The sequence below is a fragment of the Streptomyces sp. NPDC058051 genome (assembly GCF_042885475.1).
In the GTDB taxonomy this organism is placed as follows: domain Bacteria; phylum Actinomycetota; class Actinomycetes; order Streptomycetales; family Streptomycetaceae; genus Streptomyces.
On sequence record NZ_JBHVRW010000036.1, the window covers coordinates 17297 to 36475 of the forward strand.

The 19179-nt window shown below is 72.7% G+C and carries 19 protein-coding genes; 2 read left to right on the forward strand and 17 right to left on the reverse strand.

The window, feature by feature from the left end; genetic code table 11:
- Positions 1–38: 38 nt before the first annotated feature.
- The 6 genes from ACFVUT_RS34625 to tsaB all read right to left on the reverse strand — a co-directional run bounded on the left by ACFVUT_RS34625 (position 39) and on the right by tsaB (position 4521).
- Positions 39–1307, reverse strand: a complete 1269-nt coding sequence (locus ACFVUT_RS34625) for an RNA polymerase sigma factor (RefSeq protein ID WP_389655935.1) — start codon at positions 1305–1307, stop codon at positions 39–41.
- A gap of 47 nt (positions 1308–1354) precedes the next feature.
- On the reverse strand, positions 1355–1720 hold the full coding sequence (locus tag ACFVUT_RS34630) for a YciI family protein (RefSeq protein ID WP_389655937.1): 366 nt from the start codon (positions 1718–1720) through the stop codon (positions 1355–1357).
- A 230-nt stretch (positions 1721–1950) separates the two neighbouring features.
- Positions 1951–2235, reverse strand: coding sequence for a hypothetical protein (locus ACFVUT_RS34635; RefSeq protein ID WP_389655939.1), 285 nt, complete (start codon positions 2233–2235; stop codon positions 1951–1953).
- Positions 2232–3350 (reverse strand): tRNA (adenosine(37)-N6)-threonylcarbamoyltransferase complex transferase subunit TsaD, encoded by a 1119-nt coding sequence (tsaD, locus tag ACFVUT_RS34640; RefSeq protein WP_389655941.1) that lies wholly within the window; start codon positions 3348–3350, stop codon positions 2232–2234. Before tsaD ends, ACFVUT_RS34635 begins: the two co-directional genes overlap by 4 nt.
- A complete protein-coding gene (gene rimI, locus ACFVUT_RS34645; protein ID WP_389655943.1) occupies positions 3350–3877 on the reverse strand; it encodes a ribosomal protein S18-alanine N-acetyltransferase in 528 nt (175 codons plus the stop codon). The genes tsaD and rimI overlap by 1 nt, the downstream gene beginning before the upstream one ends.
- Positions 3874–4521, reverse strand: a complete 648-nt coding sequence (gene tsaB, locus ACFVUT_RS34650; RefSeq protein WP_389656100.1) for a tRNA (adenosine(37)-N6)-threonylcarbamoyltransferase complex dimerization subunit type 1 TsaB — start codon at positions 4519–4521, stop codon at positions 3874–3876. The genes rimI and tsaB overlap by 4 nt, the downstream gene beginning before the upstream one ends.
- Positions 4522–4692: 171 nt before the next feature.
- On the opposite strand from tsaB, the gene ACFVUT_RS34655 reads away from it, so the two are divergent.
- Entirely contained in the window at positions 4693–5256 is a 564-nt protein-coding gene (locus ACFVUT_RS34655) for a hypothetical protein (protein ID WP_389655945.1), read from the forward strand.
- Between the two features lie 39 nt (positions 5257–5295).
- Here the strand turns inward: ACFVUT_RS34655 and ACFVUT_RS34660 are convergent, their stop codons facing one another.
- The 9 genes from ACFVUT_RS34660 to ACFVUT_RS34700 form a co-directional block, all read right to left on the reverse strand.
- The gene (locus ACFVUT_RS34660; RefSeq protein WP_389655947.1) at positions 5296–5484 is read right to left on the reverse strand and encodes a hypothetical protein; all 189 of its coding nucleotides are present in this window, start codon (positions 5482–5484) and stop codon (positions 5296–5298) included.
- 309 nt (positions 5485–5793) lie between these two features.
- Positions 5794–6357 carry a tRNA (adenosine(37)-N6)-threonylcarbamoyltransferase complex ATPase subunit type 1 TsaE gene (gene tsaE / locus ACFVUT_RS34665; RefSeq protein WP_389655949.1) on the reverse strand — a complete coding sequence of 188 codons (564 nt, stop codon included), beginning with the start codon at positions 6355–6357 and terminating at the stop codon, positions 5794–5796.
- Positions 6326–7585: an alpha/beta fold hydrolase gene (locus ACFVUT_RS34670; protein ID WP_389655951.1), complete on the reverse strand. Its 1260-nt coding sequence runs from the start codon at positions 7583–7585 to the stop codon at positions 6326–6328. The genes tsaE and ACFVUT_RS34670 overlap by 32 nt, the downstream gene beginning before the upstream one ends.
- 93 nt (positions 7586–7678) lie before the next feature.
- Complete coding sequence (alr, locus tag ACFVUT_RS34675) at positions 7679–8833, reverse strand: alanine racemase (protein ID WP_389655953.1); 1155 nt, start codon at positions 8831–8833, stop codon at positions 7679–7681.
- 162 nt (positions 8834–8995) lie between these two features.
- Positions 8996–9388: a DUF488 domain-containing protein gene (locus ACFVUT_RS34680; RefSeq protein ID WP_389655955.1), complete on the reverse strand. Its 393-nt coding sequence runs from the start codon at positions 9386–9388 to the stop codon at positions 8996–8998.
- Positions 9389–9447: 59 nt separating this feature from the next.
- Complete coding sequence (locus ACFVUT_RS34685) at positions 9448–10905, reverse strand: NAD(P)H-hydrate dehydratase (protein WP_389655957.1); 1458 nt, start codon at positions 10903–10905, stop codon at positions 9448–9450.
- Positions 10906–10909: 4 nt separating this feature from the next.
- A complete protein-coding gene (locus ACFVUT_RS34690; protein WP_389655959.1) occupies positions 10910–11278 on the reverse strand; it encodes a holo-ACP synthase in 369 nt (122 codons plus the stop codon).
- 20 nt (positions 11279–11298) lie between these two features.
- Positions 11299–13146 carry a glutamine--fructose-6-phosphate transaminase (isomerizing) gene (glmS, locus tag ACFVUT_RS34695; RefSeq protein ID WP_389655961.1) on the reverse strand — a complete coding sequence of 616 codons (1848 nt, stop codon included), beginning with the start codon at positions 13144–13146 and terminating at the stop codon, positions 11299–11301.
- A 173-nt stretch (positions 13147–13319) separates the two neighbouring features.
- Positions 13320–14147 carry an alpha/beta fold hydrolase gene (locus ACFVUT_RS34700; RefSeq protein ID WP_389655963.1) on the reverse strand — a complete coding sequence of 276 codons (828 nt, stop codon included), beginning with the start codon at positions 14145–14147 and terminating at the stop codon, positions 13320–13322.
- A 457-nt stretch (positions 14148–14604) separates the two neighbouring features.
- On the opposite strand from ACFVUT_RS34700, the gene ACFVUT_RS34705 reads away from it, so the two are divergent.
- Positions 14605–17112, forward strand: a complete 2508-nt coding sequence (locus tag ACFVUT_RS34705) for a hypothetical protein (protein WP_389655965.1) — start codon at positions 14605–14607, stop codon at positions 17110–17112.
- A gap of 208 nt (positions 17113–17320) precedes the next feature.
- On the opposite strand, the gene ACFVUT_RS34710 is transcribed toward ACFVUT_RS34705, so the two are convergent.
- Both ACFVUT_RS34710 and ACFVUT_RS34715 read right to left on the reverse strand, forming a co-directional pair.
- Positions 17321–18394, reverse strand: coding sequence for a CU044_5270 family protein (locus ACFVUT_RS34710; RefSeq protein WP_389655967.1), 1074 nt, complete (start codon positions 18392–18394; stop codon positions 17321–17323).
- Positions 18391–19026 carry an RNA polymerase sigma factor gene (locus ACFVUT_RS34715; RefSeq protein ID WP_389655969.1) on the reverse strand — a complete coding sequence of 212 codons (636 nt, stop codon included), beginning with the start codon at positions 19024–19026 and terminating at the stop codon, positions 18391–18393. The genes ACFVUT_RS34710 and ACFVUT_RS34715 overlap by 4 nt, the downstream gene beginning before the upstream one ends.
- Positions 19027–19179: the final 153 nt, after the last annotated feature.

The following is a 19179-nucleotide window of genomic DNA, read 5'->3' on the forward strand; positions in this document are numbered from 1 at the left end:
GAGCGTCGCCGGGGGTGGACGTGACGTGTGTCCGGGACTCATCCGCCGGCGCGCTCCTGAAGGGCCGCGCGGTCCAGGAGCATCGCGCGTTCCCGTGCGTTGCGGGTCAGGCCGGCCGCCCGTACGAACTCCTTCCGCGCCTCGTCCGTACGTCCCATCCGGGCCAGCAGGTCGCCGCGGACGCTGGGCAGCAGGTGATAGCCCTTCAGCGCCGGGTCGTCGGCCAGCGCGTCGACCAGGGCGAGGCCGGCCGCCGGGCCCCGCGCCGACGAGACCGCAACGGCCCGGTTCAGCTCGACGACCGGGGAGGGCGCGATCACGGCGAGGCGGTCGTAGAGGGCGGCGATCGTCGCCCAGTCCGTGTCCTCGTACGTCACCGCCCTGGCGTGACACGCGGCGATCGCGGCCTGCACGGCGTACGGGCCGAGACCGCCGCCCTCCTCCGTCGCCGCCGCCACGGCCCGCTCCAGGGCCGCGACGCCACGCCGGATCAGCAGGTGGTCCCAGCGGGCCCGGTTCTGGTCGGCGAGCAGCACCGGCGCACCGCCCGGCCCGGTCCTGGCGCGGGTACGCGATGCCTGGAGCTCCAGCAGCGCGACCAGGCCGTGCACCTCGGACTCCCCCTCCATCAGGCCCGCGAGCACCCGGGCCAGACGCAGCGCGTCCTCGCACAGCGCCGGGCGCAGCCAGTCGTCGCCCGCGGTCGCCGCGTACCCCTCGTTGAAGATCAGGTAGATGACTTCGAGCACGGAACCGAGGCGGGCGACGCGCTCGGGTCCGGACGGCACCTCGAAGGGGAGACCCGCCCGGCCCAGGGTCCGTTTCGCGCGGACGATGCGCTGGGCGACGGTCGGTTCCGGGGCCAGGTACGCGCGGGCGATCTCCTCGGTGGTGAGCCCGCCGAGCAGCCTCAGGGTGAGGGCGATCCGGGCCGCGGTGGGGAGCACCGGATGGCAGGCGGTGAAGATCAGCCGGAGCAGATCGTCGTCGATGTCGTCCGCTTCCGGGGGCTCGGGCGGCGGGACGTCCTCCAGAGTCCGCCCCACCTCGGCCAGCTTGCGCGCGTACGTCTCCTTGCGGCGTACGAGGTCGATCGCGCGATGTCTGGCGGTGGCCATGAGCCAGGCGCCCGGCCGGTCCGGGACACCTGCCTCCGGCCACTGTTCCAGCGCGGCCACCAGGGCGTCCTGCGCGATCTCCTCGGCGATGCCCACGTCCCGGACGATGCGGGTGACACCGGCGATGATCCGCGCGGACTCGATCCTGAAGACCGCTTCGACCGTCGGTCTCGCGCTTGCCGCCGTCACGGTCACTCATCAGATCAGCCGTGCCGGAACGGGGCAAGCGGGGCCGGTCAGAGGCCGGTGGCCTCGTCGATCCGGCGGACCTCGGAGGTGACGGTCCAGTGCGCCGGGTGGATCTGGAGGAACCGCTTGGTCCACTCCAGGGCCTCGGCCTTGTCCTTGGCCTGGAGGATGGCGTAGCCGCCGACGACCTCCTTGGTCTCGGTGAAGGGGCCGTCGGTGCAGCTCAGTTCGCCGCCGGACCAGGTGACCCTGGTGCCCTGGGAGGTCGGGGTGAGCCCGGCCGTCTCCAGCATGACTCCGGCCTTGGTGATCTCCTCGAACAGGGCGCCCATGCGCTTCTCGAACTCGGGGCCCGGGTTGTCGGTGGGGGCGTTCTGCTCATCGATGCGGATCAGCGACAGGAAGCGGGGCATGGTGACTCCTCGGTCGTGCGGACGGGGTCCTTCCCCCGCCTCTCACCCTTGCGTCGAACGGGAGGCGGCCGGATCGACAGCTTCACCGGAATTCTTCTGAGAATGTTCCGCGGCGGCCACCGGAGCGGCCGGCGCGCCGGTCGCCGGGCGGTCGGCGAGGCAGGGGGCTCACCCCAGCCGGAGGGGCTGCCCCCAGCCGGAGGGGCTCACCCCAGCCGGAGGGGCACACCTCAGCCTGCGGACTCCACGGCCCCCAGGGACTCGAAGCGCCAGCGGTGCACGGGACGGGTGATCAGCTCCGCCGCCGGCTCGGGAAGTTCGGGCAGCTCGTCGCCGTACGCCCCCTCCCACCAGGTGATGACCAGGACCCGGTCCTGCGGGGCGCGCAGCAGCTCGCGGCGCAGCGGCTCCCGGGCCAGCTCGGCCGACCGGGCGCGCGCCCACTCCAGGAGTTCGCGGCCCCTGCCGTCCACGGCGCGGGCCTCCCACATCAGCGCGACGGTCGTACCGCTCATGAGTAGAGGTTGTCCTTGCTGATCTCGTGCACGTGATCGTGGTCGTGCGCCTGTCCGTGTCCGGGTCCGTGGGCGCCCGGCACATGGGGGTCGGTCACCGGCAGCGACGAGTCCGCGGACAGCTCCAGGTCCGAGGCGGGCCGGTTCCGGGCGACCATCTCCGCGCCCAGCGCCGCGACCATGGCCCCGTTGTCCGTGCAGAGCCCCGGCCGCGGCACCCGCAGCCGGATCCCGGCCCGCTCGCACCGCTCCTGCGCCAGCGCCCGCAGCCGCGAGTTGGCCGCGACACCGCCGCCGATCATCAGGTGGTCGACTCCCTCGTCCTTGCAGGCCCGTACGGCCTTCCGGGTGAGCACGTCCACGACGGCCTCCTGGAAGGACGCCGCCACGTCCCGTACCGGCACCTCCTCGCCGGCCGCCCGCCTGGCCTCGATCCAGCGCGCCACCGAGGTCTTCAGTCCGGAGAAGGAGAAGTCGTACGCCGGATCGCGCGAGCCGCTCAGACCGCGCGGGAAGGCGATCGCCTTCGGGTCGCCCTCCTTCGCCAGCCGGTCGATGACCGGGCCTCCGGGGAAGCCGAGGTCCAGCACCCGGGCGATCTTGTCGAAGGCCTCGCCCGCCGCGTCGTCGATGGTCGCGCCCAGCGGCCGTACGTCATGCGTGATGTCCGGTGCGAGAAGCAGTGAGGAGTGGCCGCCGCTGACCAGCAGCGCCATCGTCGGCTCGGGCAGCGGGCCGTGCTCCAGCTGGTCGACGCAGATGTGGGAGGCCAGGTGGTTGACCCCGTAGAGCGGCTTGTTCAGCGCGTACGCGTACGCCTTGGCGGCCGAGACGCCGACGAGCAGCGCGCCCGCGAGCCCGGGGCCCGCGGTGACGGCGACGCCGTCGAGGTCCCGGGCGCTGATCCCGGCCACCTTCAGGGCGCGCTCGATGGTGGGGACCATCGCCTCCAGGTGCGCGCGGGAGGCGATCTCCGGGACGACGCCGCCGTAGCGGGCGTGCGTGTCCACGCTGGACGCGACGGCGTCGGCCAGCAGCGTCGTACCGCGGACGATGCCGACGCCGGTCTCGTCGCAGGAGGTCTCGATGCCGAGTACGAGCGGTTCGTCAGCCATCAGTCAGTCTCTGTTTCCTGTACGGGCTCTTGCGGGTGCTCGGTCGCGCCGTCGTGCATGGGGAGGCGCATGACGAGTGCGTCGATGTTGCCCGGCTGGTAGTAGCCGCGGCGGAAGCCGATCGGTGCGAAGCCGAAGCGTTCGTACAGCTTCTGCGCCCGGGCGTTGTCGACGCGGACTTCGAGCAGCACCTCGGCGCACTCGAAGGCCGTGGCGTGCTTCAGCAGGTCGGTGAGGAGCGCGGAACCGAGACCGCCGCCCCAGTGGTCGTGGGTGACACCGATCGTCTGCACGTCGGCGAGATCACCGGCCGCGGCGAGACCGGCGTAGCCGACGATCCGGCCGGTGGCGGGGTCCTCGGCGATGACGTAGCGGCGGGTGGCCTGCGCGCCGCGGGAGTGCGCCAGCTCGGACCAGAACATCCCGGCCGACCAGGCGTCGTCCGGGAACAGCTCGTGTTCGAGTTCCAGCACCGGATCGATGTCCCACCAGCGCATCTCGCGCAGGACGGCAGTCGTGCTCGTCACTTCGGGGTGACCACCTTGTAGTTCTTCGGGATCTGGGCGTCGGGCCTGCGGAGGTAGAGCGGCTGCGGCGGCAGCAGTTCCGCGCCCGCGGCCAGGCGCTCGGCGGCGAGGGCCGCCAGCGCGCCGGCGCCGACGTGCTCGGGGCCCCGGGCGTCCGGGAACGCCTCCGGGTAGAGCAGCGCGCCCGCGCCGACGACGGGGAGTCCGGCGAGCCGGTCGGCGAGGTCGGCGGGCCGGTCGACGGCGGGCTCCGCGGTGCGGGTACGGAAGTCCTCGTACCTCGCCCAGTACACCTCCTTGCGGCGGGCGTCCGTCGCCACGGCGAACGGGCCCTCCAGGCCGGCCCGCCCCGCGGCGTACGCGAGACCGTCCAGGGTGCACAGGCCGTGCACGGGTACGGAGAGGACGGAGCCGAAGGTCGCGGCCGTGACCAGGCCGACCCGCAGTCCGGTGTACGGTCCGGGGCCGACGCCCACGACCACGTCCGTCACGGCGGCTAGCTCCGCTCCGGCCTCGGCGAGGACCCGGTCGACGGCGGGCAGCAGCAGCTCCCCGTGCTTCCGGGCGTCGATCCGACCGGACTCGGCGACGACGGAGGTCCCGTCGTGAAGGGCGACGGTGACGGCGGGGGTGGCGGTATCCATGGCGAGCAAGAGCACGCAAACAGCCTACGGCTCCCGGGACGGGGCCCGGCGCCCCGTCCGCCGTCCCGGGACGACGGGTTCCGGCTGCTACCGTCACCGTGTACACGCGCGAGATACGACGTAACGACGTAAACGCTTGTACTACATACGGCAGCGAAAGGGGCGCGCACGGTGGCTAGGAGCAGCTCGGGAATCGTGGCCGGGCTCACGGCGGTTGCTCTCGCCGCGGTCGGCTTCCTGGCCTACCAGGCATCGGCGAACGCACCCGACTCCGTCGCCGCCCCGCAGCCGCAGGTCTCCGCGAGCACACCTGCCGCCGGCCACGAGAAGCCGAAGGGCAAGAAGACCCCGGCGGCGCTGCCCGCCGGTTCCGGTGTCGGCAAGCGCGTGGTGTACGCCCTGGAGGACCGCCGGGTCTGGCTCGTCGACGCGGACGGGAAGGTGACCCGGACCTTCGCGGTGATGCCGAGCGCGCTGAACCCGGAGGCCGGGACGTACCAGGTGGGTTCGCGCTCGGGGCCGGCCTCCAGGGGCTCGGACGGCGTGACGATCGAGCACGTGGTGCGGTTCGCGATGGTGGACGGCGTGCCCGTGGGATTCAGCGCGGCGGTGGACGGCTCGATGGAGAGTCCGGACCCGTCCCTGAAGACGGGGGGCGTGCGCGCGTCCCGGCCCGACGGGGACGCGATGTGGGAGTTCGCGACGGTGCGCACGAAGGTGGTCGTCGTCCCGTAACGGGACACCGCGCACGGGCTGGAGCGCGGGGCCGGCCGCCTAGGCCGCGGACTGTGCCGCGTCGCACTGGGACGGCAGCTCGTGGGGCGGCAGCCCGTCCGCCTCTTCCTCGCCGGGCTTGGCCGGCGGTGTGGACACCGCCGCGGCGGCGGCGCACGAGGCCAGCAGATCCTTCATCGACAGGGCGGACGGCGACTGCTGCTGCGGGTCACGCTCGGGCGTCGGCACGGATACCTCCTGGAGCTCCGATGGAGGTCATGGTTAGGTACACCTAACCAGGTCTCCCGTCCATGGGAACACGACCACCGCTCCGCGCGCAACAATTTACCGACGGCTTGTCGGAAAGAGCTCCGGGACGGTCGAATCCGCACGTGAACGTGCGCTCAGCAGACCGGCAGCGCGGTGAGCGAGGGACCGTCCAGCAGGAGGACCCGCCCGCCGCCCGTAGCTTGTCGCCCGCCGATCGCCGCCCGTAGCTTGTCGCCCGTCGCCCGCGACGACGAGCGGGCTGACGGGTCGCAAGCGCGCAACGCCCCCTTATCGGGCCGCCGGTTCCGGCGGTTCGGTGGCCATGTCCCCGCGCAGACCCGCCCAGCGGGGCCCGACGCCGACCAGCGTCACCGCGCGCCGTTCGTCGTCCGTGTCGCCGACCGCGCGGTGGATCAGCACCCGCAGCCGGTCCTCCGACAGTTCCTCGACCTTGCCCTCGCCCCACTCCACGACCACCACGGACTCGGGCAGCGACACGTCGAGGTCCAGGTCCTCCATCTCGTCGAGCCCGCCGCCCAGGCGGTACGCGTCGACATGGACCAGCGCGGGGCCACCGGTCAGCGACGGGTGGACACGGGCGATCACGAAGGTGGGAGAGGTGACGGCGCCGCGCACCCCGAGGCCCTCGCCGAGCCCCCGGGTCAGCGTCGTCTTCCCGGCGCCCAGCTCACCGGTGAGCATCACGAGGTCGCCGGGGCGCAGCACCCCGGCGATCCGGCGGCCGAGGGCCTGCATCTGTTCGGGGGATTCGACGGCCAGGCTCACGGTGACGGTGTCCGGCTCGGCGCCCTCGCCTGCTTCAGCCGTCAGGCTGTTGTGCGGTGCTTCCATGCTCGTCAACGTTAGCCGCCGGCGGCACCGCTCCGATGCGGACCAGCAGGTCCGCCAGCCGGTCCGTCACCGTCTCCGGGTGTTCCAGCATCACCAGGTGCCCGGCGTCCGGGACGATGACCAGCTCCGCCTCCGGGAGCTGGTCCGCCATGGCCTCGCTGTGCGAACTGGGGGTGATCAGGTCCTTGTCGCCCGCCAGGATCAGCACCGGGACGTCGCGGAAGGCGGGCACGACGTGGCTCTTGTCGTGCTCGGTGAAGGCCGGGTAGAACTCGGCGACCACGTCGATCGGGGTGGATTCGATGAGCCGCTCGGCGAACCTCTCGACCGCCGGGTCCACGTCCCGCGAACCGAACGAGTAGCGCTTGATCAGCCCGGCGAAGAGATCGGCGGTCGCCCGGCGGCCGCGTTCCACCAGCTCGGCCTGGGAACCGAGCGCCCTGAGCACCCCGGGCAGCACCCGCCGCACCGCGTTCACGCCCGCGATCGGCAGCCCGAAACTGACCTCGGCGAGCTTCCCGCTCGATGTGCCGACGAAGGCCACGGCGGCGACCCGGTCCCGGACGAGCTGGGGGTACTGCTCGGCGAGCGCCATGATCGTCATACCGCCCATCGAGTGTCCGACCAGGACCAGGCGCCCTTCCGGGGCGGACGCGTCGATGACGGCCTTCAGATCACGGCCGAGCTGGTCGATGCCGACCGTCACCCCGTCCGCCTGGGCCCGGCCCCGCTCGGAGCGGCCGTGACTGCGCTGGTCCCAGTGGACTGTGCGGACCAGGCCGCGCAGCGCCGCCCGCTGGAAGTGCCAGGAGTCCTGGTTGAGGCAGTAGCCGTGGCTGAAGACGACGGTGACGGGGGCGGGCGCCTTGCGGCCGAAGAGCCGCCGCCGACGGGTACCGGTGCCGGAGGCGGCGGGGCTCCCGCCACCCGCGGCGGTCACCGCCGCGCCGTCCGGTTCGACCTCGTCGATCTCGTAGTACAGCTCGGTTCCGTCGTCGGCCGCGGCCCGGCCGGGCAGTCCGCGCAGCGAGCCGTACGGCCCCGAGGCGTCCAGCGCCAGTCTGGCCCTCCTGCGCATGCCCCGGCCCACGGTCAGCCGCTCGACCGCGACACCGGCGGCGGCTCCTGCCGCGATCACGCCTATGGCGGCTCCGGCGAATCCCGCCCGGCGCCAGCCGACCGCCGTGGCGGCGTCCGTGACCGCGTCCCCCGCGCTGATCTCGCTCACCGTGCCGCGCACCTCCTCCGTCGTGTCCGTCAGGTCAGGGCTGGTCTGTTCCGGTCATGCTCAGATCGTGCCCGGTCAGGAACGCTTGATCGGTCAGGACTCGGCCGGGGTGCCCCGCAGATGGACGCGCGGTACCCGGGTGCCGATCCGGGTGACGATCTCGTACGCGATCGTGTCGGCGGCCTGCGCCCAGTCCTCGGCGGTCGGCTCGCCCCGGTCCCCGGGGCCGAAGAGCACCGCCTCGCTGCCCACCTCGACCTCGTCCCCGTCGAGGTCGACGACGAACTGGTCCATCGCCACACGGCCCGCGATCCGCCGCCACGCACCGCCGACCAGGACGGGAGCGCGGCCGGAGGCATGGCGCGGGATGCCGTCCGCGTAGCCGACCGGTACCAGGCCCAGCGTGGTCTCGGCAGAAGTCGTGTAGTGGTGCCCGTAACTGACCCCGTGACCGGCCGGCACCCGCTTGACGAGGGCGACCGACGCGACGAGCGTCATGACAGGGCGCAGTCCGAAGTCGGCCGGGGTACCCAGCTCGGGGCTGGGCGAGATGCCGTACATCGCGATCCCGGTCCGTACGAGGTCGAAGTGCGACTCGGGGACCGTCAGCAGCGCCGGGGAGTTCGCGATGTGGCGCACCTCGGGTTCGACGCCCTCCTTCTCCGCGTACGCGACCATGTCCCGGAACACGTTCAGCTGGGCGGCGACGGAGGGGTGGCCGGGCTCGTCGGCGCAGGCGAAGTGGGACCAGAGGCCGGTGATCCTGACGGTGCCCGCGTCCTCGGCGGCGCGGGCTGCGGCGACCAGCTCGGGCCAGTCGGCGGGCTGGCAGCCGTTGCGCCCGAGGCCGGTGTCGGCCTTGAGCTGGACGCGGGCCGCGACGCCTGCCTCGGTGGCCGCGGCGACGACCTCGCGCAGGGCCCACATCCCGCTCACCGACACATCGATGTCGGCCTCGATCGCCTCACGCCAGGGTCCGCCCGGTGTCCACAGCCAGCACATGATCCGGCCGCCGAGTCCGGCCGCCCGCAGCGCGAGGGCCTCCTGCGGCGTCGCGGTGCCCAGCCAGGTCGCCCCGGCCTCCAGCGCGGCCCGGGCGCAGGGCACCGCCCCGTGCCCGTAGGCGTCGGATTTCACCACGGCCATGAGTTGCGCGCCGGCCGCCCGCGCGCGCAGCACGCGCACGTTGGCGCGCAAAGCGGCGAGGTCGATCTCGGCACGGGCTCTCAGGGACGCTGTCTCGTTCATCGCGCCCAGTCTCTCAGAGACGTGCGGCGGGACCTTCGCGCGGCGGGTCGAAGAGCGTCCGGCGCAGGGGCAGGACACCGTGCCGGGCGGAGCTGCCTCAGATCCTGTCGGGTGATCTCTGATCGGGCGTGGCCGCCCGATCAGAGATCACCCGACAGGCCGTCAGTGCGGGCGCAGCTCGTGTTCCAGGTGGTCGACGAGGACCGGGACATGGCTGTGCGGTACGTCCTTGACCGCCGTGACCAGCGTCACCGGCCCGCCCGCGCGGACCAGGTCCACCAGCTCCCCGACGGCGGCCTCGTGCACGGGGTCGGACAGCTCGGTGCGGTAGCGGTCGACGAAGTCGTCGTAGCGGGTGCCGGTGCGGTCCTCGTGGTACCAGGCGCGCAGCTCGTTCGACGGGGTGACGTCCTTGAGCCATTTGTCGATCCCGGCCCGGTCCTTGGACAGGCCGCGCGGCCAGAGCCGGTCGATGAGGACCCGGGTGCCGTCGCTCTCCTCCTGCGGGTCGTACACCCGGCGTACGCGTACGCCGCCGCCTTTCCTGCCGCCCACGATTCGGCCCTCCTGTCGGCTGCCTCGGCCCGGGTCGTCCGCCCCCGCCCCAGGATCGCTCAGGCCCGGGCGTCCCGCCACGCCGCCGGAATCGCGTCGGCGACGTCCTGCGCGGCGACGGGTGCGCCGTCGGCGGCGTGGCGGGCGGCCAGGCCGTGCAGGTACGCGCCGGTGGACGCGGCGTCGCGCGGGGCGAGGCCCGCCGCCAGCAGGGAGCCGGTCAGGCCGGAGAGGACGTCGCCGCTGCCGGCCGTGGCCAGCCAGGAGGTGCCGGTCGGATTGACCCGTACGGGAGCACCGGTGTCGGTGGCGACCAGGGTCGTCGACCCCTTGAGCAGGACCGTGGCGCGGAAGCGGGCGGCCAGTTCCCGTACGGCGGCGAGCCGCCCCGCCTCGACCTCCTCGCGCGGGACGCCGAGCAGGGCTGCGGCCTCGCCGGCGTGCGGGGTGAGGACGGTCGGCGCGGTGCGCGCGCGCACGGCGGTGGTGTCGAGGAGCCGCAGCCCGTCCGCGTCGACGAGCACCGCGACGTCCGTGGCCAGCACGTCACGCACCGACTCGGCGGCCTCCGTCCCGTCACCGAGGCCGGGGCCGACGACCCAGGCCTGTACCCGCCCCGCCCTGGACGGCGGCCCCGCGTGGACCAGCGTCTCCGGATGGCGGGCGATCACCGCGCCGGCGCCGGGTCCGACGTACCGCACGGCTCCCGCGCCGCCCCGCAGCGCCCCGGAGACGGCCAGCACCGCCGCCCCCGGGTAGCGCGCCGACCCTGCGACGATGCCGACGACACCGCGCCGGTACTTGTCGCTCTCGCTGCCGGGGACCGGCAGCAGCGCGGCGACGTCCGCGTACTGCAACGCCTCCAGGTCGGGAACGCCGGGCAGCTCGGGCCCGAGCCCGATGTCGACGAGGTGCACCGCCCCCGCACGGCCGGCGGCCGGGTCGATGAGGAGCCCCGGCTTGTGCGTGCCGAAGGTGACGGTCGCGTCGGCGCACACCGCGTCGCCGAGCACCTCCCCCGTGTCGGCCTCGACCCCGCTCGGCAGGTCGACGGCGACGATCGCGGCACCGGTCGCCCGGAAGGCCCGCACCAGCGCGGCGGCGTCGGCGCGCAGCCCGCCCCGTCCGCCGATGCCGGTGATCCCGTCGACGACGAGGTCGATGTGCCCGCCCCAGGCCCCGTTCACCGCGTCCCCCTCCGCCACGCGCCCGCCCGCCGCGAGCAGCGCCGCGAGCCCGCGCCCGTGGGCGCGTCCCGGCGAGGTGAGCACGGCGCGCACGCCCGCCCCGCGGCGGGCGAGCCGGGCGCCCGCGTACAGCGCGTCGCCCCCGTTGTCGCCGCTGCCGACGAGCAGGACGACCCGGGATCCGTACACCCGGCCGCGCCGCCGCAGCACGTCGGCGCAGGCCGCGGCGAGCCCGGCCGCGGCACGCTGCATGAGGGCGCCGTCGGGGAGCCGGGCCATCAGAGCCCGCTCGGCGGCCCGTACGGTCTCGACGCTGTACGCAGTACGCATGTGCTCAACCCTCCGCGATCACCACGGCCGACGCCACCCCCGCGTCATGGCTGAGCGATACGTGCCAGTGCCGTACGCCCAGCGCGGCCGCGCGTGCGGCGACGGTGCCGCTCACCCGCAGCCGCGGCTGCCCGCTGTCCTCGACGTACACCTCGGCATCCGTCCAGAGCAGGCCGCCCGGCGCGCCGAGCGCCTTCGCCAGGGCCTCCTTGGCGGCGAACCGGGCGGCGAGCGAGGCGATACCGCGCCGCTCGCCACTGGCCAGCAGCAACTCGCTCTTCAGGAAGAGCCGGTCGGCCATCTGCGGCGTACGCTCCAGCGCCGCGTCGAACCGTTCGATCTCGGCCACATCGATCCCGACCCCGATGATCACGCGTGTTCCCTCAACTCTCGCTACTCCACGGTCACGGACTTCGCCAGATTGCGCGGCTGGTCCACGTCGTTGCCGCGGGCCGTGGCCAGTTCGCAGGCGAACACCTGGAGCGGCACGGTCGACACCAGCGGCTGAAGCAGCGTAGGCGTCACGGGGATCCGGATCAGGTGGTCGGCATACGGGACGACCGCCTCGTCGCCCTCCTCGGCGATGACGACGGTGAGGGCGCCGCGGGCCCGGATCTCCTGGATGTTCGACACGATCTTGTCGTGCAGCACCGACCGGCCGCGCGGCGGTGGCACGACCACGACGACCGGCATGCCGTCCTCGACGAGCGCGATCGGCCCGTGCTTGAGCTCACCGGCGGCGAAGCCCTCGGCGTGCATGTACGCGAGTTCCTTGAGCTTCAACGCGCCTTCCAGGGCCACCGGATAGCCGACGTGACGGCCCAGGAAGAGCACGGTGTCGTGGTCGGCGAGGGAGCGGGCGAGCGCCCGTACGGGCTCCATGGTCGCCAGGACCTGTTCGACGGCCCCGGAGATCGCGGAGAGCTGCCGGATGACCGTCCTGATCTCGTCCCCCCACTTCGTGCCGCAGATCTGCCCGAGGTAGAGGGCGACGAGGTAGCAGGCGACGAGCTGGGTGAGGAACGCCTTGGTGGAGGCGACGGCGACTTCGGGCCCGGCGTGCGTGTAGAGGACCGCGTCGGACTCCCGGGGGATGGTGGAGCCGTTGGTGTTGCAGATGGCGAGGACCTTGGCGCCCTGTTCGCGGGCGTGCCTCAGGGCCATCAGTGTGTCCATCGTCTCGCCGGACTGGGAGATCGCGATGACGAGGGTGCGGTGGTCGAGGATCGGGTCGCGGTAGCGGAACTCGCTGGCCAGCTCGGTCTCGCAGGGGATCCGGGTCCAGTGCTCGATGGCGTACTTGGCGATCATCCCGGCGTGGAACGCGGTGCCGCAGGCGACGATGACGACCTTGTCGACCTCGCGGAGCTCGCGGGGCGTGATCCGCACCTCGTCGAGGTGGAGGGTGCCCGCGCCGTCGATCCGCCCGAGGAGCGTGTCGGCGACGGCCTTGGGCTGCTCCTCGATCTCCTTGAGCATGAAGGAGGCGTGGCCGTCCTTCTCGGCGGCGGAGACGTCCCAGTCCACGTGGTACGCGCGGACGTCGGCGGGCCGCCCGTCGAAGTCGGTGACGGTGACTCCTTCCCGGCGCAGCTCCACCACCTGGTCCTGTCCCAGCTCGATCGCGGAGCGGGTGTGCGCGATGAACGCGGCCACGTCGGACGCCAGGAACGACTCGTCCTCCCCCACTCCCACGACGAGCGGCGAGTTGCGCCGGGCCCCGACGACCGTGTCGGGCGCGTCGGCGTGCACGGCGACGAGGGTGAAGGCCCCCTCCAGCCGCCGGCAGACCTGCCGCATCGACTCCGCGAGGTCCGCACAGGACGAGAACGCCTCGGCGAGAAGGTGGGCGACGACCTCGGTGTCCGTCTCGGAGGCCAAGTCGTGGCCGCGCTCGGCCAGTTCGGCACGGAGCACGGCGAAGTTCTCGATGATCCCGTTGTGCACGACGGCGACGCGGCCCGCGTTGTCGAGGTGCGGGTGGGCGTTGGCGTCGGTGGGCGCGCCGTGGGTGGCCCAGCGGGTGTGCCCGATCCCGGCGGCCCCGGCCGGGATCGGCGCCTCGGCCAGCGTCTTCTCCAGATTGACGAGCTTCCCGGCCTTCTTCGCCGAGGCCAGACCGCCGTCCGCGAGGACGGCGATGCCCGCCGAGTCGTAGCCCCGGTATTCGAGGCGCTTCAGACCCGCGACGACGACGTCCTGCGCCGACTGCCCACCGACGTATCCGACGATTCCGCACATACCGTTCCCTTCCTGGTCGCCCGCCCCTGGTCCTCGCATCGTCGCAGAAGAGGAACGGCGCGGCAGGGAGAGCGCCCGACGGACCGAGCCCGTCGGGCGGGGGCCGAACCTGCGGGGCGGGGGGCGAGGCCGCCCGGCGGGGCCGGACCCGCCCAGGAGGCCGGGAGAGCGTTTCAGCGCTTGAGGAACTCCAGGAGGTCCTTGTTGAACTTCTCCTTGTGGCCCGGGACGAGGGCGATGCCGTGGGAGCCGCCTTCGTAGACCTTGAGCGTCGCGTCCTGGATGAGTTCGGCGGACTTGCGGCCCGTGGCGTCGATGGGGACGACCTGGTCGTCGTCGCCGTGCACGACGAGCGTGGGGATGTCGAACTTCTTCAGGTCCTCGTGGAAGTCCGTCGCCGCGAAGGCGTCGACACAGGCGACGCCGCCCTCGATGGTCTCGGCCATGGCCATGTGCCAGAAGGCGTCCTTGTTGCCCTGGGTGACCTTGTTGCCGTCCCGGTTGGCACCGAAGAAGCCGACTGCGGTGTCCTTCCAGAACTGCGAACGCTCGGCGAGGATGCCCTTCTTGATGTCGTCGAAGACCGACTGCGGCACACCCTCGGGGTTGTCGGGGCCCTTGAGCATCAGCGGGGGGATCGCGGAGAGCAGCACCGCCGACCTGATCCGCCCGGTGCCGTGGCGGCCGATGTAGCGGGCGAGTTCGCCACCACCCATCGAGTGCGCCACCAGCGTGACGTCCCGCAGGTCCAGCTGGGTGATCAGGTCGTTGAGATCGTCCGCGAAGGTGTCGAAGTCGTAGCCGTCCCAGACCGGGGTGGAGCGCCCGTGGCCGCGCCGGTCGTGCGCGATGCCGCGGTACCCGTGGTCCGCCACCGCCTTGAGCTGGTCCTGCCAGGCGTCGCCGTTCAGGGGCCAGCCGTGGATGAAGACGACGGGGCGGCCCCGGCCCCAGTCCTTGTAGAAGATCTCGATACCGTCGCGCGTGGTCACTGCGGGCATGCGTGCTGTCCTCTCGGGTGTACTGGCCGGCCGCGACCGTGAGCCCTCGCCGCCCGGAGGGCAGACGTACGCACACGAGCCGTGGGGCGGGAAGGCACGGCCGAGGCGGGTGACGCGCTCGGGCCTCCCCCGTCCAGCGTGCGGGCAGAAACGGAAGCCGCAATTCCGAATCATCCGGATCCGGATGATTCGGATGGCCCGTCCGTCCGGGCGCCGCACCGCGCCCGGACGGACGGCCCTCCTCCCCGAAGGACGGAGGCGCGCATGGCTCCGAACGGGTGACGCGCGACGCCACGGCCGACACGGGGACGGGTGCGCACGCCCCGAAGGCGAACGGCCGCGCCCCGGCCCCCCGAGGGGCATCCGCCGAACCTCGCCCCCCGATGGACTAATCGTCATATATGGGCTTTATGCCTTGATTACATGGGTGCCTCCTTACTACGTCAGAGAGGAACCCATGCGCTTTCTGTGCAAGGCGGCAGCCGAACCGGGCGGCCTCGCCGGCCGTCGAGGCGGAGCCCGCCGGGCTGTCGGACGGGCCGTAGCGGGTGCTGTGGCGCTCGTGTCCCTGCTGGGGGCGGCTCCCGCGACCGTACCGCCGCCCGAGGCCGACAGCTCCGTGGTGACGGTGAAGACCGGTGGCGACCGCGTCGCCGACTCGGTCGTCGGCCCGCTCGCCGGAGTGCAACTGGCCCTGTACGCGTCGGCGAACGCCACCACCCCCGTCAACGGGACGTGGGCCCTGTGCACCTCCGACGCCGACGGGGACTGCAATTTCGTCGTGCCGGACACCGGCAGCGGCGGCGTCAACGAAGGCGTGCGCTACTACGTCCGCCAGGTCGAGAACGGTGTTCCGGCGGGCTGGTACACCAACCCCGACCTGCGCACCGGCCAGGGCAGCGGGTCGGGCTCGGTGCAGTCTCCGTACCAGTTCCAGACCCCCGCGCTGGAGGGAGGGCAGACGTACTCCTCCACCAGCGACTTCATGTTCAGCACCGACTACTCGGCGAACCCGTACGTCGCCTCCGGCGGCATCTGGCAGCAGTCGCGGATCAATCCCGGACTGCCGGAGAGCTGCGGCCTGAACATCGCCCTGGTCCTGGACCTCTCGGCGTCCGTGGGAAGCGCCCTGCCGTCCCTGAAGGCGGCGGCCAACGGCTTCACCAATTCGCTCGTCGGCACGCCGTCGAGCATGGCCCTCTTCTCCTTCGACCGGGGATCGCCGAGCACCGGCACGACGAACCACCCGGCGCTGATGCCGGTGTCGACGCAGGCCGGCGCCGACGCCTTCAAGAACCTCTACGCCGACTGGACCCTGGGCTCCGGCACCAACTGGGACCAGGGCCTGTACGCGGTGGCCAAGGCGGAGCCCCACTACGACGCGGTCGTCGTGCTCACCGACGGCAATCCGACGTACTGGAACAACCCCCGCTCCGGTGACGGCTCGCACACCCACTTCGCCGACGTCGAGGGCGGGATCTTCGCCGCCAACGCGGTGAAGGCGAAGGGCTCCCGCGTCATCGCCGTCGGCGTCGGCCGGGGCGTCGAAGGGGTCTCCGGGCTGAACCTCCGTGCCATCTCGGGTACGGAGGCCTTCGACGGAACCAACCCGACCACCGCCGACTACTACCAGACCGAGGACTTCGAGGGCGCCGGCGAAGCCCTGACCAACATCGCACTCGACCACTGCGCCGGGACGCTCTCCGTCGTCAAGCAGATCGTGCCCGCCGGGAACACCGGCGAGGACGTCACCGGCTCCACCCCGGCCGACGCCGGCTGGGAGTTCACCGCGACCACCACGACACCGGGTGTCGGCGGACTGCCCGACACGCAGGAGACGACATCCGACGGCACGGGAGCCGTGGTCTTCGAACCGACCTACCCGAGCGGCACGGAATCCGCCGACGTGGACGTGGCGGAGACCCAGCAGACGGGCTACTCGGTGGTGACGCAGGAAGGGCAGAACGCGGTCTGCACCAACCTGGACGACGACACACCCGTCACGGTCACCAACACAGGCACGGCCGAAGCCCCGGGCTTCACCGTCGACGTCCCCCAGCTCTCCGCGATCAGCTGCACCATCTACAACCGGCCCCGGCAGACCGCCGAGGTCACCGTCGACAAGGAATGGAGCATCGACGGGAAGACGTACACCCACGCCGACCGCCCGGCCGGTTTCGACGCCGCACTCACCCTGACCGGTCCCGGGGCCGGAGAGGCCACAACCCAGGAGTGGGGCGTGGCCCGCGAGGGCTACACCGTCGGCGACACCACGACGATCGCCGAGACGACCGACATCCCCGACACCTGCACGCTCCGCAGCAGCCGGGTCACGGCGGCCAACGGCGTGTCCGTCGACGCGGCCCTTCCCTACCCGGCCGAACTGGACCGGCCCGCCAACGTGTTCACCGTACGGAACACGGTGACGTGCGAGGCGCAGCTCACGCTCGTCAAGCACGTGGTCAACGAACACGGCGGGACGGCCGAGCCCCAGGACTGGACACTGACCGCGACGGGTCCGGCGGACCTCTCCGGTACGAGCGGCGCCGCCGAGGTCACGAACGTGAAGGTGCCGTCGGGGACCTACACCCTCGGCGAGTCCGGCGGTCCGGAGAACTACGAGGCCCTCGGCTGGGCCTGCACCGGTTCCGGCGGCAGCGTGCCGGTCGACGACGACCGGGTGACCCTCGCGGCCGGCGCCGCGGTCACCTGCACGCTCACCAACAAGGACCGGGGAGCCTCCCCGTCCCCGCATCCGTCCCACACCTGGCCGACCACGAAGCCCACGAAGCACCCGTGGCCCGGACACCATGGCGGCAAGCCCACGTGGTCCGGCCACCATGGCGGCGAACTCAGCCACACCGGCAGTGACGGTGACGGCCTGCTCGCACTGACGGCCCTGGGATGTGTGCTGGCGGGAGCAGGCGCGGTACTGATCGCCACACGCCGCCGCCGACGCGGCTGAAACAGCTGACACGGCCGGCTCCACCGGCTACCGAGGACACACGGGCCCTGCCCCGGAACGGCGAACGTTCCGGGGCAGGGCCTTCTTCACGCCCGCCCAACCGTTCCGGAGCCCGGCCGATCCGGAGCAGGGCCGTTCCGGGTTGGGCCGTTCCGGGTTGGGCCTTCCTCACGTCCGCCCGGCGCCGTCGACTCCGGGCGTCCGGATGTCATGCCGTTCTGCGGGCTTCCGCGGCGGTGGGCCGTCGGCCGGCCTCGTCCACCACGGCCCGCTCCATGACGGCCGTACTGGAGAGCAGGGTGCCGGTCCCTCCGACCGGAGTGTCCGCGGTGAGGTAGCTGCGGGAGCCCAGGAACGAGAGGTCGTCGGTGTCGAAGACCCATTCCGAGCGCACGTGGTACCGGGTGTCGTCGCGGACGATGCCGAGGCCGTGGCGGCCCGTGGCGTCGGTCGCGTCCGGAGCCTCGGCGACCCCGGGAATCCTCGCGGCGGCCCGGTAGAGGGCGGCGGCGGTCTCCGGCGGCATGATCTGTTCCGCGATGAGGCTTCCGATGCGGTCGAACAGCGCCTGGTCGCGTTCCTGGCCGTCCGTCGCCGGGGTCCTGGCGTACAGGTACGTCAGCAGCGCTTCCGGGTCGGTCGGCAGGGCGGCCAGCCAGCGGTAGGTGGGCCGGTCGATTCCTGCCGGGGTGCCGCCGCTGTCGCCGAGTTCGGCATTGATCGGCACGGTGTCCCCGTCCTCGCGGATGAGACCGATCCGCTTGACCGGCCCCGGTGCCTGCGAGAACCAGACCTCACGCCCCTTCAGCGCACCGGTCACCGCCTTTCCGCTCGTCTGGTCCGCGCTGCGGCCCGTGGTCCTCACGTACACGAACTGGCTGTCCCCGACCGGTGTCGCGGTGTCGGCGGCGAGCGCGGCGTCGGACAGCCGGCCGAGCAGCGCGACGGTCTGCTGCCGGACCTGCCCCGGCGCCTGCGCCCGCGGCGTCGCCCCGTCGGCCGGTCCCCCGCTGCCGCCCAGGCCGATGCCCGCGGTCAGGGCCGCGGCCAGTGCCAGTGCCGTTGCCGGTACCAGGACGGCCGGGCGCAGCCATCGGCGAGGAGCCCGCACGACCGGTACCGAGGCGGCGCGGTCCTGTTCCATCTGTTGCATCAGTGCTTCCTTGTGGTGGAGATGGCGCTCGGGCGGGAGGTCCCATTCGGCCGGGGTCGGCAGCAGCCGGGCCGCTTCCTCGACCTCGGCCCGCTCGGACAGCGGCCGGGGCGTGCCGGCGTCGTTCATGGTGTTTCCTCCCGCACGGGCAGGGCCGCGAGCGCGGCCCCGCTTCTCACCTCTCCGCGGGGCCGCCGCGGTTCCGCCACTTCTTCCTCGCTGAGCCGGCGGAGCCTGGCCCGCGCCCGTGACAGCCGGGAGCGCACGGTGCCGACCGGGATGCCCAGGGCCTGCGCGGCCTCCGCGTAGTCCAGACCCGACCACACGCACAGGGCCAACACCTCACGCTCGTGCCGGCGCAGCCGGCTCAGCGCGGCGTGGACGGCCACCAGCCGACGGGCGTCGTCGATCCGTCCCGCGGTCTCCTGCGCGAAATCCGCCGCGGCGGGCGGCTCCCGGTGGCGGGCCAGAAAGGCGAGCCGCCGCCGCCTGGACCGGTTCGCGTTCTCGGCCTTGTGGGTCGCGATGCCGAGCAACCACGGTCTGAGCGACCCTCCGTCCGGTTCCAGCCGCTCCCGGGTACGCCACGCGGCCAGGAAGGTCTCGGCCATGACGTCCTCGGCCGTCGACCAGTCGCCGGTCATCCGGAGGGCGTGGTTGTAGACCGTGCGCGCGTAGTCCTCATAGAGGTCGGCGAACGTCTGGCGGTCCCCCGCCCGTATGCGTCGGCGCAGACCGCCCGCATCCTCTGTGTGCCTCACACCTCCTACCCTCTCCGCCGCCCGGAAGGAGTTCCTGTGACGTGGGACACGCGACGCACCGGAAGCGGCGACGGCCCGAGGCGAACGGAGCGGCCGGCCCGGACGCTCCGTATCGGGATCGGTGAACCTTTCCGCATCCCATGAACCTTTCCG